9 protein-coding genes are annotated in these 16,308 nt (G+C 51.4%); 8 read left to right on the forward strand and 1 reads right to left on the reverse strand.

Annotated features, from left to right (window positions below; all coding sequences use genetic code 11):
* Nucleotides 1-453 precede the first annotated feature (453 nt).
* The 8 genes from DW931_RS06130 (at nucleotide 454) to addA (ending at nucleotide 15,123) form a co-directional block, all read left to right on the forward strand.
* On the forward strand, nucleotides 454-942 hold the full coding sequence (locus DW931_RS06130) for a TRAP transporter small permease (protein WP_118481861.1): 489 nt from the start codon (nucleotides 454-456) through the stop codon (nucleotides 940-942).
* On the forward strand, nucleotides 943-4,305 hold the full coding sequence (locus tag DW931_RS06135) for a TRAP transporter large permease subunit (protein WP_118481818.1): 3,363 nt from the start codon (nucleotides 943-945) through the stop codon (nucleotides 4,303-4,305).
* 225 nt (nucleotides 4,306-4,530) lie between these two features.
* Nucleotides 4,531-5,103 carry a cob(I)yrinic acid a,c-diamide adenosyltransferase gene (locus DW931_RS06140; RefSeq protein ID WP_118467926.1) on the forward strand — a complete coding sequence of 191 codons (573 nt, stop codon included), beginning with the start codon at nucleotides 4,531-4,533 and terminating at the stop codon, nucleotides 5,101-5,103.
* Between the two features lie 14 nt (nucleotides 5,104-5,117).
* Nucleotides 5,118-5,651, forward strand: a complete 534-nt coding sequence (locus tag DW931_RS06145) for a hypothetical protein (RefSeq protein WP_118467928.1) — start codon at nucleotides 5,118-5,120, stop codon at nucleotides 5,649-5,651.
* A gap of 145 nt (nucleotides 5,652-5,796) precedes the next feature.
* Nucleotides 5,797-6,135 (forward strand): DUF1292 domain-containing protein, encoded by a 339-nt coding sequence (locus DW931_RS06150; protein WP_022358993.1) that lies wholly within the window; start codon nucleotides 5,797-5,799, stop codon nucleotides 6,133-6,135.
* An 89-nt stretch (nucleotides 6,136-6,224) separates the two neighbouring features.
* Entirely contained in the window at nucleotides 6,225-7,727 is a 1,503-nt protein-coding gene (rpoN, locus tag DW931_RS06155; protein ID WP_118467930.1) for an RNA polymerase factor sigma-54, read from the forward strand.
* 34 nt (nucleotides 7,728-7,761) lie between these two features.
* Complete coding sequence (gene addB, locus DW931_RS06160; RefSeq protein WP_118626923.1) at nucleotides 7,762-11,229, forward strand: helicase-exonuclease AddAB subunit AddB; 3,468 nt, start codon at nucleotides 7,762-7,764, stop codon at nucleotides 11,227-11,229.
* Nucleotides 11,230-11,295: 66 nt separating this feature from the next.
* Complete coding sequence (gene addA, locus DW931_RS06165) at nucleotides 11,296-15,123, forward strand: helicase-exonuclease AddAB subunit AddA (RefSeq protein ID WP_118467934.1); 3,828 nt, start codon at nucleotides 11,296-11,298, stop codon at nucleotides 15,121-15,123.
* A gap of 234 nt (nucleotides 15,124-15,357) precedes the next feature.
* Here addA and DW931_RS06170 read toward each other — a convergent pair whose 3' ends face one another.
* On the reverse strand, nucleotides 15,358-16,143 hold the full coding sequence (locus tag DW931_RS06170) for a MerR family transcriptional regulator (RefSeq protein WP_118467936.1): 786 nt from the start codon (nucleotides 16,141-16,143) through the stop codon (nucleotides 15,358-15,360).
* Nucleotides 16,144-16,308: the final 165 nt, after the last annotated feature.

Consider the following 16,308-nt stretch of genomic DNA (forward strand, 5'->3'; position numbering starts at 1 on the left):
GGGAAAAGAATTTTATTTCTTTTATGCTATTTTTACGCAGCTTTTATTAAATAGACCGTAGTCTATAAAAATGGTTGACGTATTTATTAAAAAAGTGTAGAATATATTCCATATCAGCAATATTTAATTTTAGTTTGATATTGTTCCATATGAAAACGGAACCGTTCATGCCTCGATTGACTGAGAGCAAGGGCGCGGCGGTCACTGTTTTTGTACGAATCCCGCACAAGCGGGAGCAGCGTTTGTTTGTTTGGTGCTGCATATGTTTGCGTGTTTTCCGAGAAAAACAGAACATTTAGCAGAAATCTGGCACTTCATTCGTCCCTATTATCTGGGGGCGTTTTTTTATGCCTTAGGAAATTGCGTCCTATGACACAAAAACGTTCAGATGAATGCGTACAGCCGACAGAAATGTGGAAAAATGAGATACTTATTTTAGGAGGAGAGCGCAGCATGAAAGGATATAAAAAGCTGATGGATATTGTGGCGATGGTTGAGAAAACTGTGCTGGTAGTCACGATGATCCTGATCCTTGTACTGACGGTGGGAAATGTATTTTCCCGTAAGGTGATTCACCAGTCCTGGTCCTTTACAGAGGAGCTGGTTGTTGCCATTTTCGTATTAATTACGCTGCTTGGCGCGGCGCTGTCTGCGCGTGAGGGCGGACTGGTAGGCTTAAATCTGGTAACAGAGCGTCTGCCAAAATCGGCAAAGAAGCCGGTCATGATTCTGATTACAATCTTTTCGGTTCTCTTTATGGGAATCTTATTTTACTATGGCATGGACAAGGTACTGGCGCAGCTTGCGAACCAGAAACGTACCTTTGTGCTGAACTGGCCGGAGTGGATCTTCTGGTCCTTTGTACCGATCGGTTCGGTGTGCATGATTCTCCATTTTATCGAGTTCTGTCTCGATGTGTGTACGAAAAAGGAGGACAAATAAATGGTTAGCGCAGTTCTTTTTATTACCTTTTTCGTATTATTAGTGTTGAATGTGCCGATCTCCGTCTGTCTGGGACTTTCTTCCGCGGCGGCGATCCTGTATTCCGGTACTTCTTTAACGATTGTAGCGACGAATATTTACTCCGGCATCAGTAAATTCCTGCTGCTGGCGATTCCGTTTTTCGTATTATCCGGAAATATCATGGCGAAGGCGGGGATTTCTACGCGCCTGATCCGTTTTGTTGACACATGTGTCGGTCACAGAAAAGGCGGCATTGCGAATGTGTGTATCATCGTAGCCTGCTTCTTCGGCGCGATCTCCGGTTCCGGTCCGGCGACGGTAGCGGCTCTGGGTGCGGTCCTGATTCCGGCGATGGTAGAGCGGGGCGGTTTCTCCGCAGCCTTCTCGACGGCATTGATGGCAACTTCCAGTTCCATCGCGATCGTCATCCCGCCGAGTATCGCGTTTGTCGTATACGCGTCGATCACAGGTGTTTCCATCGGAGATATGTTTATGGCAGGTATCATCCCGGGTATCCTGATGGGTCTGGCTCTGATAATTGTCGTTATGCTGGAGGTACGCAGCAATCATGTCGTGCCGTCCAACGTAGAGAAGGCATCCGCAAAAGAGCGCTGGAACGCATTTAAGGATGCTTTCTGGGGATTTTTGATGCCGGTCATCATTCTGGGCGGTATCTACGGAGGCATCTTTACACCGACCGAGGCGGCAGCCGTATCCGTTGTGTACGGTCTGTTTGTCGGCATGGTTATTTATAAGGAAGTAAAATTTAAAGACCTGTGGGAAATTCTGATTGATTCGGCAAAGACCACCGGCGGCATCATGCTGATCGTAGCGTGTGCGTCGCTGTTCTCCTTTGTCTGCACCCGTTTCGGTATTTCGACGGCTGCTTCCGAACTGTTAGCAAGAGTGGCAGGCAACCAGTTTACTTTCTTGCTGATTTGTAACATTATTTTCCTGATCGCGGGCTGCTTTATTGATGCAAATTCTGCAATGTACATTTTCATCCCGATCATGCTGCCGGTCTGCAAGGCACTGGGCTACAACGTGATCGCATTTGGTATCATGGCAACGGTCAACCTGGCAATTGGTCAGGTAACACCTCCGGTCGGTGTCAACCTGTTTGTCGCGATCGGCATCAAATTAAGAGACGGTATCCGCGTAACGCTGCAGGAGATTTCCAGGGCAGTCGTTCCGATGGTAGCCGCTTCCATTGTTGTTTTACTGATAATTACTTATATTCCGCAGATTTCGACCTGTCTGCCGGCGGCACTGGGAAGTGCGGCAGCCATTGAAAATGGCGAGACAGCCGGAGGCGACAGCGGAACCACCCAGACAGACAATGACGATTTCAACACGATCGGCGATTACAGCGATCTGGATTGGGCGGATATGACCTGGAACTTTACGTGTTCCACAACCGAGACAAGCACCTGGGCACAGGCGGGACGCAAGTTTGGCGAGCTCATGGAGCAGGCGACCGGCGGCAAGGTCAAAGTAGATGTTTACGCAGCCGATCAGCTGACCGGTGGAAACCAGTCTGAGGGCATCCAGGCACTGATGAACGGCGATCCGGTGCAGATTTCGATGCACAGCAACCTGATTTATTCGGCATTTGACCCGCGGTTCAATGTTGTATCACTGCCGTATCTATTTGATTCTGTTGAGACAGCGGATGCAGTCTTAGATGGTCCGGCGGGCGACAAGCTGGTTGAGATCCTGGAAAGCTATGGCCTGCATTGTATGGGTATGGCGGAGAATGGTTTCCGTCAGCTGACCAACAGCGAACATCCGGTTCGTTCCGTGGAAGATATGAAGAACCTGAAGCTGCGTGTGGCTGGTTCGAACCTTCTGATGAAGTGCTATGAGCTGTGGGGCGCAGATGCGACCAATATGAACTGGTCCGAGACGTATACGGCGCTGCAGCAGGGCACGGTAGACGGGCAGGAGAACCCGCTTCCGGCGATTGATGCGGCGAGTGTACAGGAAGTACAGAAATATGTTTCACTGTGGAACGCAAACTATGACTGCCTGTTCTTCTGCATCAATCAGAAGCTGTATGACAGCCTGACACCGGAGCAGCAGGCGGTTGTTGATGAGGCAGGCCGTAAGGCAGTGGCTTACGAGCGTGAGATCAACCGTGCAGGCGATGAGGAGATTCTGGATCGCTGGCAGACTAAGAACGGTGTGGAGGTGCTGAAATATGAGGATCTCGACATCGAATCCTTTAAGAAAGCAGCTGAGCCGGTAACGGAATGGTTTATCGGAGAACTGAAAAACCAGGGCTTTGATGATGCAGAGGATCTGGTAAACACCTTTACTGAAAATGCGGCTAGTGCAGTTAAGACGGCGGGCATTGAAAATTCTTCGACCTATCAGGTGGAAGATCACAGTGACCTGAACTGGCCGGAAATGACCTGGAACTTTACGTGTTCCACGACAGAAACCAGTACCTGGGCACAGGCAGGACGCAAGTTTGGCGAGCTCATGGATCAGGCAACGGGCGGCAAGGTCAAAGTAGATGTTTACGCAGCGGATCAGCTGACCGGTGGAAACCAGTCCGAGGGCATCCAGGCGCTGATGAACGGAGATCCGGTGCAGATTTCGATGCACAGCAACCTGATTTATTCGGCATTTGACCCGCGTTTCAACGTGGTATCGCTGCCGTATCTGTTTGATTCAGTGGAGGACGCCGACGCGAAGCTGGACGGCGAGGCTGGCCAGAAGATGGATGAGATTCTTTCTTCCTATGACCTGCATTGTATGGGTATGGCGGAAAATGGTTTCCGTCAGCTCACGAACGGCGTGCGCCCGGTTCATTCCGTGGAAGATATGAAGAACCTGAAAGTGCGTGTGGCTGGTTCAAACCTTCTGATGAAGTGCTACGAGCTGTGGGGCGCAGATGCGACCAACATGAACTGGTCCGAGACTTACACGGCATTGCAGCAGGGTACGGTAGACGGTCAGGAGAACCCGCTTCCGGCGATTGATGCGGCAAGCGTACAGGAAGTACAGAAATACGTTTCCATGTGGAATGCAAACTATGACTGCCTGTTCTTCTGCATCAACCAGGATATTTACGACAGCCTGACACCGGAGCAGCAGGAAGTAGTCGATGAGTGCGGCAAACTTGCTGTTCAGTACGAGCGCGAGATCAACCGCGCAGGCGACGACGAGATCCTTTCCAGATGGCAGTCCAAGAATGGCGTCGAGGTCATCCCGTATGAGGATCTGGATATCGATTCCTTCAAGGCAATTGTAGAACCAGTAACCGAGTGGTATATCGGGGAACTGAAAAAACAGGGTTATAAGGATGCGGAAGAGCTGGTTGCTGCATTCAAATAGGAAAATTAGAAGTTTGAAGTTAGAAGTTTGGTAAAATTGAATCATTGAGTTTGGTTTTCTGGCGGTTCTGGCCCTTGGGATCAGACCGCCAGATTGCGTATATGGGGAAATATTTCAATGTAAATTTTCAATCGGGCAAATATTGTGGTTGGCAGTTTGATATGATAAGATAGTTGGTATCGGTGCGCTGAAAAGCGAGATAAAAAGAAAGAAAAGGAAAAATATATGGGATGTGTACATCTGTACTGCGGCGACGGAAAAGGAAAGACGACGGCGGCGATCGGTCTGGCGGTCCGGGCAGCAGGAGCGGGAAAACAGGTAGTTGCTGCCCGCTTTTTAAAAACGGATCAGTCTGGGGAGGTGGAGATTTTAAAGCGGCTCCCGGAGGTGACGTTGATTCCCTGTGAAAAAACATTTGGATTCACGTGGAAAATGACCGATGAGGTGAAGCGGGAGGCGGCGGATTATTATAAAAGTATGTTTGAGACAGCGTGCTGTGAGGCAGTGAAGCGGTGTGGGAAAATGGAAGATTCAAGAAGCAGGAAAATACAGAATAATGAAACCTGCGATGTTCTGCTGGTGTTGGACGAGGTCTGTGCTTCTCTTTCTTCGGGACTTTTGGAGCTGACGGATATAGTGGATTTTCTGGATCACAGACCAGCGGATCTGGAAGTTGTGATGACGGGGCGGAAACCGCCGGAGGAGCTGCTTTTGCGGGCTGATTACGTGACAGAGATGGAAAAAATCAAGCATCCGTTTGACCGGAAAATCCTGGCGCGGCGGGGAATTGAATATTAGAGAGGGGACTCTGAATGGGATTTATAAAGAGAAAGCATCGTCCGGAGTACGCTGCAGTGCAGCGGGAATGGGCAATGTGGGTAAAACAGATGGAAAAAACACTTCCGGGTTACGGGGAGCAGAATGAGGCATTGCACTGGATGGTACGGATTCTGACGGGGGTGCGGGTTCTGTACTGCCTGTTTTATCTGATTATGACATTTGTCTATGGAATGGAGAAAACAAATGCGGTCATGACGCTTTTGGGACCGTTTATTTTTTATGGCTGGTATATGCTGATGCTGCGGGAGAGCCCGGTGCTTACGGTGTTGATGCTGATCGGGCGTGGGGCGAGTATTGTGTGGGGCGGCGTATCGCTGCTTCAGATGAGCTGGTGGCTGCCATTTCCGCTGGTTTTCATGCTGGTGACGGCGGCGGCAATCGAATTTATAGAGGCGGTATTCTGCATCTATATGCTGTTTAACCCGCTGGCACGGCACACAATCCGCTTAAACCGGGCATTTGCACGTGGAATGCGCGTACAGGTGCCGGATGAGGGGCTGGAATAGATGGCGGCGTATCGGAATGAAGCGGACAATGAGGAAGTCAAGTCTTGATTTTTACAGAATACTCTGATACAGTGGAGTCAAGACAGGATTCCGCCAACGGATCTTGTGGGACGTAGAAAAGGCATAGAAAAGAAAGAGGTAAAATATGGCAGATAATAAGAATATGACGCAGGAAGAGATCGACAACGGCGAGGAGATGACCGTGACTCTGACATTGGATGACGGCAGAGAGATTGAGTGTGTTGTTCTGACGATTTTCCCGGCAGGCGGCAAGGATTATATTGCCCTTCTTCCGATGGATGACATCGAGGCAGAGGACGGCGAGGTATATCTGTACCGTTATAGCGAGGATGAGAACGGACAGCCGAACCTGGAAAACATCGAGGACGACGATGAGTATGAGATCGTGGCAGATGCGTTTGACGAGCTTCTGGACGAGCAGGAATATGATGAGCTGGTCGGCGAGGATGAGCTGGATCAGTAATTAGGAGGCAAAAGACAGGACGCCCAGGTACTTCGCAGGCAGAAACGGCGAGGCATCTGGGCGTTTTACATCTTTTCAGGGGTGGTACGATGGAACTGAAACAGGAGTTAAAGCTCAAACAGACCTTGTCCCAGAAAATGATACAATCCGCAAATATTCTTCAGATGGGGCAGATAGAGCTGAAAGAGTACATAGAAGAGATGGCGCTGGAAAATCCAGTGGTGGATCTGGAAGAGCGGGAGCCGGAGAACGGACGGCTGGAAGAAAATGGAGAGCTGAACGAGAAAATCCGCAGACTTGAAGAACTTGCCAGCCTTGACCGCCAGAACCAGACCTATTATCAGGATGAGGAAGAAGAGGCGGGACGATTAGAGCCGGGACGGAGTCAGGATGGGCTTTTGGAATCGCTTCTGGAACAGGCGTGTATGCTGCATCTGACGAAAAGAGAAGAAAAAATATTCCGCTATATGATCAAAAATCTGGATGCAAGCGGATATCTCAGCGTGAATTTTGGAGAACTCTGCGCTGGGCTGGGAATTGAGGAGACAGAAGGGGAGCGTATCTGGAAAAATTTTGGCAGGCTGGAACCGCGCGGGATCGGGGCGCGGTCGCTGAAGGAGTGTCTGTTGATGCAGCTGTCTTACCTGGCAGAAGACGGCGGCGCGGTGATTGATATTGTTCAGAATGGAACGATGCGAACCGAAATTCTGGCGGCACACATCATTTCCAACCATCTGGATCTGCTTGGAAAAAACCAGATGAAGCAGCTTGCCCGTGTATGCTCCTGCAATCTGGAGGAAGTGCTTCTGGCAGCAGCGCGGATCCGGGAGCTGAATCCCAAACCAGGAAGCGGATATGGGGATGAGAGCTATGATAAATATATCGTACCAGATATAATTATTACCCAGACGGAACACGGATTTGAAATGCAGCTTTCCGATGAGACACTGCCGCAGATTGCCATCAATCCGTATTATCTGTCATTGATGAAGCAGAAAGATACCGAGACGGAGGCAAAGGACTACATTGAGGGGAAAATCCGGCAGGCTGAATGGGTCTGCCAGTGCATTGGGAAGCGCAACCAGACATTGTTGCGGCTGGCAGAAGAGATTTTGTGCGTACAGGGGGAATTTTTCGCAAAAGGAAGTGGAAAACTGGCTCCGTGGACGCAGAAACAGGCGGCTAAATCGCTGGGGGTCAGCGATCCGACGCTGAGCCGGACAGTGCGTGAAAAATATCTGCAATGCCGCTGGGGGATTTTTCCGCTGTCATATTTCTTTTCAAGACACATGGCTGCGGAGGGATTCGGGACAACGGATAAGGGAAGAATGGCAGAACGGGAAGAGGCGGCGAATCAGGAAGAAACGGCGGTTCAGGCAGAAATGGTGAATCGGATGGAAACAGGCAAAGATCCGCGGGAGGCAATCCGCCATCTGATCAAAACGGAAAATCCGAGAAAGCCGTTCAGCGACCGCGTGCTGTCAGAAAAACTGGCGGAAGCGGGGATCACGCTGTCGCGGCGGACTGTGGCGAAATACCGGGAAGAAATGGGAATCCGGGATGCATCCGGGCGGAAGTGCTTTGGTATCTGACAGAAAACATAGACAGAAAGACAGAGGGAAAACTATGTCATTGCAATTTATAATCGGTGGTTCCGGTTCGGGAAAGACACGGACATTGTATGAAAATCTGATCCGTCAGTCGATGGAAGAGCCGGACGAACGTTTTTTTGCTCTGGTGCCGGAACAGTTTACGATGCAGACGCAGAAAGAGATCGTGATGCTGCATCCGAACCATGGCGTGATGAATATCGATATTGTCAGTTTTGAGCGTCTGGCATACCGGGTGTTTGAGGAACTAGCGATTGAAAATCTGGCGGTGCTGGATGATATGGGAAAATCGATGGTTCTGCGGCGCGTCTCATCGGGCGTCCGGGGAAATCTGCACCTGTTTGGAGGGCATCTGGACAAGGCGGGCTTTATCAGCGAGATCAAATCGATGCTGTCTGAGTTTTTCCAGTACGGCATCACGGAGGAAAAGCTGGAGACGCTGATCGGGGAGACGAAAAGCCCGCTGCTGCGCCAGAAGCTTCTGGATATGCAGGTTTTATACCGGGCATTCCAGGCGTATACCGAGGAAAAAGTGATCGTAAAAGAAGAAATTTTAAGCCTTCTCTGCCGGGTGCTGCCGCAGTCACAGCTCATCCGCGACAGCGTTGTGACGCTGGATGGCTATACGGGCTTTACGCCGATCCAGTATGAGCTTCTGGAACTCTTATTCCGGTGCTGCCGGAAGGTGATCGTGACGGTCACGATGGATCCGGAGGACAATCCGTACCGCGAGAGCGTGCAGCAGAAGCTCTTTTACATGAGCCGTCATACCGTCTGCCGTCTGATTGACCGTGCTGCAGCTGCCGGATGCAGCCGGGATGAGGATATTTTGTTGAAAGAAAAACCAATGTGGAGATTTAAGGACAGCCCGGAACTGGGATTTATTGAAAATGAATTATTCCGATATAGGGGAAAGGTGTATCATTCTGGGAGCGGGAACGAAAGCGGGGCTGCGGCTGAACACGACCGGGAAAGCCTGCGTCTAATTGAAGCAGCAACCCCGCAGGCGGAAATCTCTTTCTTATGCGGAGAAATCCGGCGTCTGGTGGCATCGGAGGGCATCCGTTACCGGGAGATCGCGGTGATTACCGGCGACTTGGAGACATATTCGCGGGAGATTCTGAGGCAGTTTGAGAAGAATCAGATCCCGTGTTTTATTGATTATAAGAAAAATATTTTAAGTAACCCGATGGTGGAACTAATCCGGGCGGCGCTGGAGGTGCTGCAATCGGGCTTTTCCTATGAATCGGTGTTTCGATTCCTAAAAACAGGGCTGGTGATGCCGCTTGCGGGGCTTTCACCGGAAGTGATCTATCAGGCGGAAAATTATGTGATTGCGCTTGGAATCCGCGGGTTTAAGCGGTGGAACAGTACATGGGAGCGCGTGTACCGGGGGGCAGAGCTTATCAATCTGGATGAGTTAAATCAGTTCCGTGAGGCGGTTGTCACACCATTTCTGCCGCTTCGGGAGGTGTTTTCCAACCGCAAAGCAACGGTGCGCGAGCGGACGGAGGCGCTGGTCCATTTTCTCGAAGCACCTGAGATGGAGCAGAAGCTGGCGGCGATGGCGCAGCAGTTTGAAGAAGTGGGCGATATGAGTCTTGCCAAGGAGTACGGGCAGGTGTATGGGCTGGTGATGGATCTGTTTGACCGGATTGTGGCGCTTCTCGGCGAGGAGATCATGGGACAGCGGGAGTATGCAGAGATTCTGGACGCCGGTTTTGCGGAGATCAAGGTAGGACTGATCCCCGCGGTCGTGGACCGGATCGTGGTCGGCGATATCACGCGAACCCGTCTTTCCAATATAAAAGTGTTGTTTTTTGCCGGAGTCAATGACGGGATAGTGCCGTCTGTTTCGGGACGCGGCGGGATCCTTTCGGAGGCGGATCGCCGGGCGCTGCGGGAAATGCAGGTAGAATTGGCGCCGACCGCGCGGGAGGAAAGCTTTTTGCAGCGATTTTATCTCTATCTGGCGCTGACAAAGCCATCGGACTATCTCTATCTGTCGTGTGCGGCGTCCTCTGCCGAGGGAAAAGCGATGCGTCCTTCGAGTCTGATGCTGCAGCTGCTTAAATTATTTCCGGAGAAACGTCTGGAACAGCCGGAGGAAGAGAAGGAAGCGCTCTGGTCGCCGGAGCTTGGCATGAGCTGGGTGCTTCGGGGACTGCAGGATGAAAAAAGCGGGGAAAATGACCAGTTTATATCGCTGTACCGATACTTTATTCAGGCAGAATCGTACCGGGATGAAATGCAGGCGCTCTCGGATGCTGCATTTTATATCTATCAGGATACGGGCATCGGGAAGGCGGCGGCGCGGGCGCTCTATAGTCCGATTCTGCGGGGCAGTGTGACGCGTATGGAGCTGTATGCGTCGTGTGCGTATGCACATTTTCTTTCGTATGGGCTGGAATTGTCGGAACGGCAGATGTACGAGATTGCCCCGTCGGATATCGGAAATCTGTTCCATGCGGCGATCGACATGTATTTCACGCGGATGAAAGAGGAAAATCGCCGGTTTTCCGGCATTTCGGAGGAAGACCGCCAGAAAATGGTGGCGGAGTGTGTGGCGTCGGTCACGGAGGAATACGGCAATGCGATTCTGGGAAGCTCGTACCGGAACCAGTATCTGGAACGGAAGGTATACCGGATCACGGATCGGACGATCTGGGCACTGACGGAACAGCTAAAAAAAGGTGATTTTGAGCCAGCCGGGTTTGAGGTCAGTTTTTCACCGATGGATCACCTGAGAGCGATGCGGATTCCGCTTTCAAGCGAGGAGGCGATCCATCTGCGCGGGCGGATTGACCGAATCGATCTCTGCGAGGATGGCGACCGGCTGTACCTTAAGATCATTGATTACAAGACGGGAAAAACGAAATTTGACCTGACGGATATTTATTATGGATTGCAGCTGCAGCTGGTCGTCTACATGGATGCGGCGATGGAGAAGATCGGGCGGGAATACCCGGATAAAACGGTGGTTCCAGCGGGGCTTTTCTATTATCATATCGAGGATCCGATGGTGGAGCGCAAGCCGGTGGAGTCGGAGGAGGAGACGAATGCCGATATTTTGAAGGCACTGCGGATGAACGGGCTGGTAAACGGCGATCGGGAGGCACTGGCACATCTGGATAACCGGCTGGGCGAGGAGGCGACGGCGGATTCGGATGTTGTGCCGGTTTCGATTAAAAATGAGGCGATCGTTGAGCGGCGTTCGCAGGCGGCAGGGGAAGAAAAATTCCGTGTGCTGGGCGCGTATGTGAACCGGAAAATGAAGCATATGGGGCGGGAGATTCTGGATGGAAACATTGCGGCGTCGCCGTACAAAAACGGCCAGAAAACGGCGTGCGATTATTGCCCGTACCACAGTGTGTGCGGATTTGATTTGAAAACGGACGGCTACCAGTTCCGGCGTTTTGATAAGCTGAGCCCGGAGGAGATCTGGGGGAAGATGGAAGAAAAGGATAAGGAAACGGAACGGTAGGTTTGTGTTTGGCTGTGACTGTGGGAATGAAAGAAGAACCAGTCATGAAAAAGGAAAGGGCGAGAAATGGCAGTAAATTGGACCAGGGAACAGAAGCAGGTAATTGAGGGGCGGGAGAAAAGCCTCCTGGTGTCGGCAGCGGCCGGAAGCGGCAAGACCGCGGTGCTGGTTGAGCGGATCATCCAGATGATCACGGAGGGGGAGAACCCGAAGGACATAGACCGCCTGCTTGTCATGACTTTTACCCGGGCGGCAGCGGCGGAGATGCGGGAGCGGATCCAGGCGGCGATTGAGAAAAAACTGGAATCGGAGCCGGAAAATGAACATCTCCAGCAGCAGGCAGTTCTGGTTCAGTTTGCCCAGATCACGACGATCGACAGCTTCTGCCTGCATATCATGCGGGAACATTTTGACCGGCTGGACATCGATCCGGCATTCCGGGTTGGCGATGAGGGCGAAATGCTTCTGATGCGCGCTGATGTGATGGATGGGCTGCTGGAAGATTATTACCGCGACGGCGGGAAACGGTATGAGGAGTTTGTGGACGCGTATGCGACGGGCAAGGCGGACGATGGAATTGCCGAGTATGTGATGCAGGTCTACAATTTCGCCCAGAGTAACCCGTGGCCGGATGCGTGGTATGAAAAATGCCGTGAGGAGCTGCTCTTGACCGAACAGGGAGAGCTGGAGCAGACGGAGTGGATGCAGTTCCTTTTGCGTGATATTGCATTGCAGGCGCAGGAGTGGAAAATACAGCTTCGGGAGGCGTGGGAGATCTGCCAGGAGACGGGGGGACCGATGCCGTACCTGCCGATGATCGAGGAAGATCTGCGCCATGCGGAGGCAGTCTGCGGGGCAGCCGGTTCGTTTGAAACGATCTCGGAGGCATTGGAACAATTTACGTTTTCGCGTCTGGCGGCGATCCGCGGCAAAAACGGGGAGGTCGATCCGGAGAAAAAGGCGCTTGTTTCCGACTGCCGCAGCCGGGTCAAAAAAGCAGTTGAAAAGTTAAAAGGAGAGTACCTGTTTGCCTCCCCGGAGCAGATGCTTACGGATATGGAAGCCGGAAAAGAGCGGATTTTGGAACTTTTGGAGCTGGCGCAGGAATTTGGACGGCGGTTTAGGGCGAAGAAGAAAGAGAAAAATGTGGTGGATTTTCATGATCTGGAACATTTTGCGCTGGAGATTCTGACAGAACCGGAATCAGAATGTTCCGAGGCGGAGGAAACTTCAAGTGCAGAAGAAACCGATCAGATGCAGGGGAAAAATGCCTGGACAGTGCGCGTACCAGGCACAGTCGCGGATGAGCTCGCCGTGCAGTACGACGAAATTCTGGTGGACGAGTACCAGGACAGCAACCTGGTTCAGGAGACGCTGATCCAGTGCATCAGCGGTGAACGTTTTGACCGCCCGAATGTGTTTATGGTGGGCGATGTCAAGCAGAGTATCTATAAATTCCGCCTGGCGAGACCGGAATTATTTCTGGAAAAATACAGCACATACACGTCGGAGGAGAGCGCGCACCAGAAGATCGAGCTTCACCAGAACTTTCGAAGCCGGGATCACATACTGGAATCGATCAATGCGATTTTTTACCGTATCATGACGGAAAAGCTGGGAAATATATCCTATACGGAAGATGCGGCACTGCATCCGGGCGCAGCCTTTGAAGAGCGGGATGGCCTGGATGAGTTAAAGACGGAGCTTTTGCTGGTGGATTTGTCGGTGCAGCCGCAGAAAGAGACGGAATCCCCCGAGTTAGATGATGAGGCAGCCGATTACACCGCCAGAGAGCTGGAAGCGCGCATGATCGCCGGAAAGATCCGTGAGATGACGGATAAAGAACGGGGGATCACGATCTGGGATAAGGAGCTTGGCGCTTACCGTCGGGCGCAGTACGGGGATATTGTGATTCTGCTTCGAAGCGTCAGCGGATGGGCGGAAGAATTTATCGAGGTGCTGGCGACGCAGGGGATTCCGGCGGTCGCAGAGTCTCGGACGGGATATTTTAATACGCTGGAAGTCGAGACGGTGCTGAATCTTTTGGCAGTCATCGACAATCCGATGCAGGACATTCCCCTGGCGTCGGTGCTCAAATCGCCGTTTGGCGGCGTTTCTGATGAGGAGATGGCGTGGATTGTGGCGGAACATAAGGCGGGCGTTGACCGGTCGCGGGATGCAGGGCTTTACCGGGCGGTTGTGGAGTATATGAACGAGGATGGACCGGTGAAGTCGAATGACGAAAGTGACGAGTCGTCGATCGCGGATGTGTTTCGTTTTCAAAAAAATAAATTAATTCAAAAGAATAACCTGCGCCGAAAACTCCAAAAACTCTTTACTCTTCTGGATACATTCCGCCAGGAAGCTGTTTACCTGCCGATGCACGAGCTCCTCTACCGGATTTACGACAAAACGGGCTATTATCGCTATGTATCGGCGCTTCCGGGCGGGGCGGGACGGCGCGGCAATCTGGATATGCTGGTGGAGAAAGCGGCAGCCTATGAGGCGACGAGCTACCGGGGCGTGTTCCATTTTATCCGGTATATTGAAAAATTGAAAAAATATAACACAGATTTTGGCGAGGCGCCGGTGGCGGATTCCGAGGGAACGGTGGTGCGGATCATGAGTATCCATAAGAGCAAGGGACTGGAATTTCCGATCGTGTTTGTGGCTGGAATGGGAAAAAATTTTAACAAGCAGGATACGCGGGGGAAACTTCTGATCGACGCGGATCTGGGAATCGGAACCGACTATCTGGACAGCGAGAAGCGCATCAAGGGACCGACGCTCAAGAAAAATGTGATGAAACGCCGGATGGAACTGGAGGCGCTGGGCGAGGAACTGCGTGTTCTTTACGTGGCGCTGACGCGTGCGAAGGAAAAACTGATTCTGACGGCGTCCTCCCGGAAATTGGAGGATCGGATTGCGAAGTGGAGCGCAGTGGCAGCCGAACACGGGGCGATTCCGTATACGATTCTGACGCTGGCTTCCTCGTATCTGGATTGGATTTTGATGAGTATTCCGGAAAAAAATCCGTGGATTTCATATCAGATGGAAACGCTTTCCGACCAGATCGACCGTGAGATCGGCACGCAGATACGCCAGACGTTATCGAGAGAGTGGCTGCGGTGGCTGGCGGGGGAGGACAGCCATTTGTCGAATGACGAGAATCATCCAAACACGCAAAATCGGCTCGAAAATATCAGGCAAATAGAATCGATTATCAGCAGCAACTACCATTTCCAGTACCCATACCTGGACGATCTGAGTCTCAACACCAAGATGTCCGTTTCTGAACTCAAGAAAAAGGGCATGGAGGAAGAAGAGGAGGAGATGGTATTTCTGCCGACGCTGCCAGTGTTTATGGAGAAGGAGCAGGAAGAAAAAGGCGGCGCGACGCGCGGTACAGCGTACCACCGTGTGTTGCAGTTGTTGCCGTTTGAGCGGGCAATGTCGAGACAGGAGTTAAATGCATTTCCGGCGAAGCTGGCGGCTGAGGGGCGGATGGATGCCGAGGCGGCGGCGTTGGTGCGCGGCTCAGATCTGGCAAAACTGACAGCCAGTTCATTGGGAAAACGCATGCAGAGAGCGGCAGCAGCCGGGAAACTGTACCGGGAAAAACAGTTCGTCATCGGTATTCCGGCGCGCGAAATGGGCGACTGGGATTCGGATGAGCGGATTCTGATACAGGGTATCATCGACGCCTTTTTTGAGGAGGATGGCAAGCTGGTTCTGGTGGATTATAAGACAGATTATGTGGAAAATTCAGACATTCTGATCCGCCGCTATGAGGCACAGGTGCGCTACTATACCCGCGCACTAGAACAGATGACAGGAAAAAGGGTGGCGGAGCGCTACCTGTATTCATTCCGGTTTGGGGCGATTGAAGTGTAAGGCAGTGATTCTGGATACAGATAGGCACGTTCGGAGCCGATCGTATTTCCAGTCAATACGCCGGGATATGCGGCGCAGGAGGATCTGACGGAGTACCGGAGTTTTACGGATTATACGGATCAGGGCTTTGTTTATGTCCATGCGGGCTGCCGCGGCCGATAACTTTATAGAGTGGGTCAATGCGTGCTGCGCCCAGAGGAATTAAAATAATAAAATTAGAGAAATAAGTTTTGGTTAAAGGGTATCATCCGCCATCAGAACCGCTACCTGCGTCAGAAAGTTCTCAGGATTTTTGTGCTGGGGCGGTCCCTCCAGATAGAGGTGGCGGGCGGTGCCCTTTAATGGAATCTGATATTTGTTAGCATACGCACAAAGATGCTTCACAATTACCGGAAGACCTTCATAGGCACCGTGATAAAAGATACAGAGCGCTTTCTGGCAGGGCAGGGTGACGAGATGTTCACCCAGGCTTTCCGGCGGGACGGCGATGCAGCAGGTAAAATCGCCCGGATTCGAAAGGTTGTATTCGGTGAAAAACATATGCTGGGTGGTGTCAGAACCATATTGGCGGATCGCCTTGATGAAGACGCTACGTAATTGCTCTTTCTTGTCTTCAAGTTCTGTCGAATGCAGATCCTGGCAGTAAACGGTCTGGGCGGGAAGTTCTATCTGTCGGATTTCAAAGTCATTGTGCCCTTTTGAATGTTCTTTTAATTTCTCAATATTCCGGCTGATCTCGTCACGCAGATCTTCCAGACGAGTGATCAGCGGCTCCAGATCCGTCGTGCCGTGATAATAGGCATAGATATCATCCAGCGACAGACCGAGATTCTGCAGAATGCGGATGCTCCGGATGCGCGAGACGGTGTCTGCTGTATAGTAACGGTTTCCATTGATACCGTCTCTCTGATCCGGCAGAATAAGACCCTTGTCTTCATAATTTAAAATCATGCGCCGGGTCACTTCCAACGCTTTGGCTGCCTCGCCGATCGAGAGCAGCCGTTTTTTATCGTGCGTCATAAAACCTCCTGTTAGATATCCATAAGATGTGCAATCATGTATATTTGTTATGTAGGGTTCTGGTGCAATTTTTTACACTCATAGTTTTTTATAATTACATGAAAAATAAGTAAAAATTATATAAATTAGCTAAAAAGGGATTGTATCGCACATCAATGTACGATG

This window comes from Clostridium sp. AM43-3BH, from assembly GCF_003479985.1.
GTDB lineage: Bacteria > Bacillota > Clostridia > Lachnospirales > Lachnospiraceae > Otoolea > Otoolea fessa.

Coding starts and splice junctions, on each gene's coding strand:
- DW931_RS06150 (WP_022358993.1), top strand. CDS start 5,797: ATGGCAGATAATAAGAATATGACGCAGGAAGAGATCGACAACGGCGAG.
- DW931_RS06135 (WP_118481818.1), top strand. CDS start 943: ATGGTTAGCGCAGTTCTTTTTATTACCTTTTTCGTATTATTAGTGTTG.
- addB (WP_118626923.1), top strand. CDS start 7,762: ATGTCATTGCAATTTATAATCGGTGGTTCCGGTTCGGGAAAGACACGG.
- DW931_RS06140 (WP_118467926.1), top strand. CDS start 4,531: ATGGGATGTGTACATCTGTACTGCGGCGACGGAAAAGGAAAGACGACG.
- DW931_RS06145 (WP_118467928.1), top strand. CDS start 5,118: ATGGGATTTATAAAGAGAAAGCATCGTCCGGAGTACGCTGCAGTGCAG.
- addA (WP_118467934.1), top strand. CDS start 11,296: ATGGCAGTAAATTGGACCAGGGAACAGAAGCAGGTAATTGAGGGGCGG.
- rpoN (WP_118467930.1), top strand. CDS start 6,225: ATGGAACTGAAACAGGAGTTAAAGCTCAAACAGACCTTGTCCCAGAAA.
- DW931_RS06170 (WP_118467936.1), bottom strand. CDS start 16,143: ATGACGCACGATAAAAAACGGCTGCTCTCGATCGGCGAGGCAGCCAAA.
- DW931_RS06130 (WP_118481861.1), top strand. CDS start 454: ATGAAAGGATATAAAAAGCTGATGGATATTGTGGCGATGGTTGAGAAA.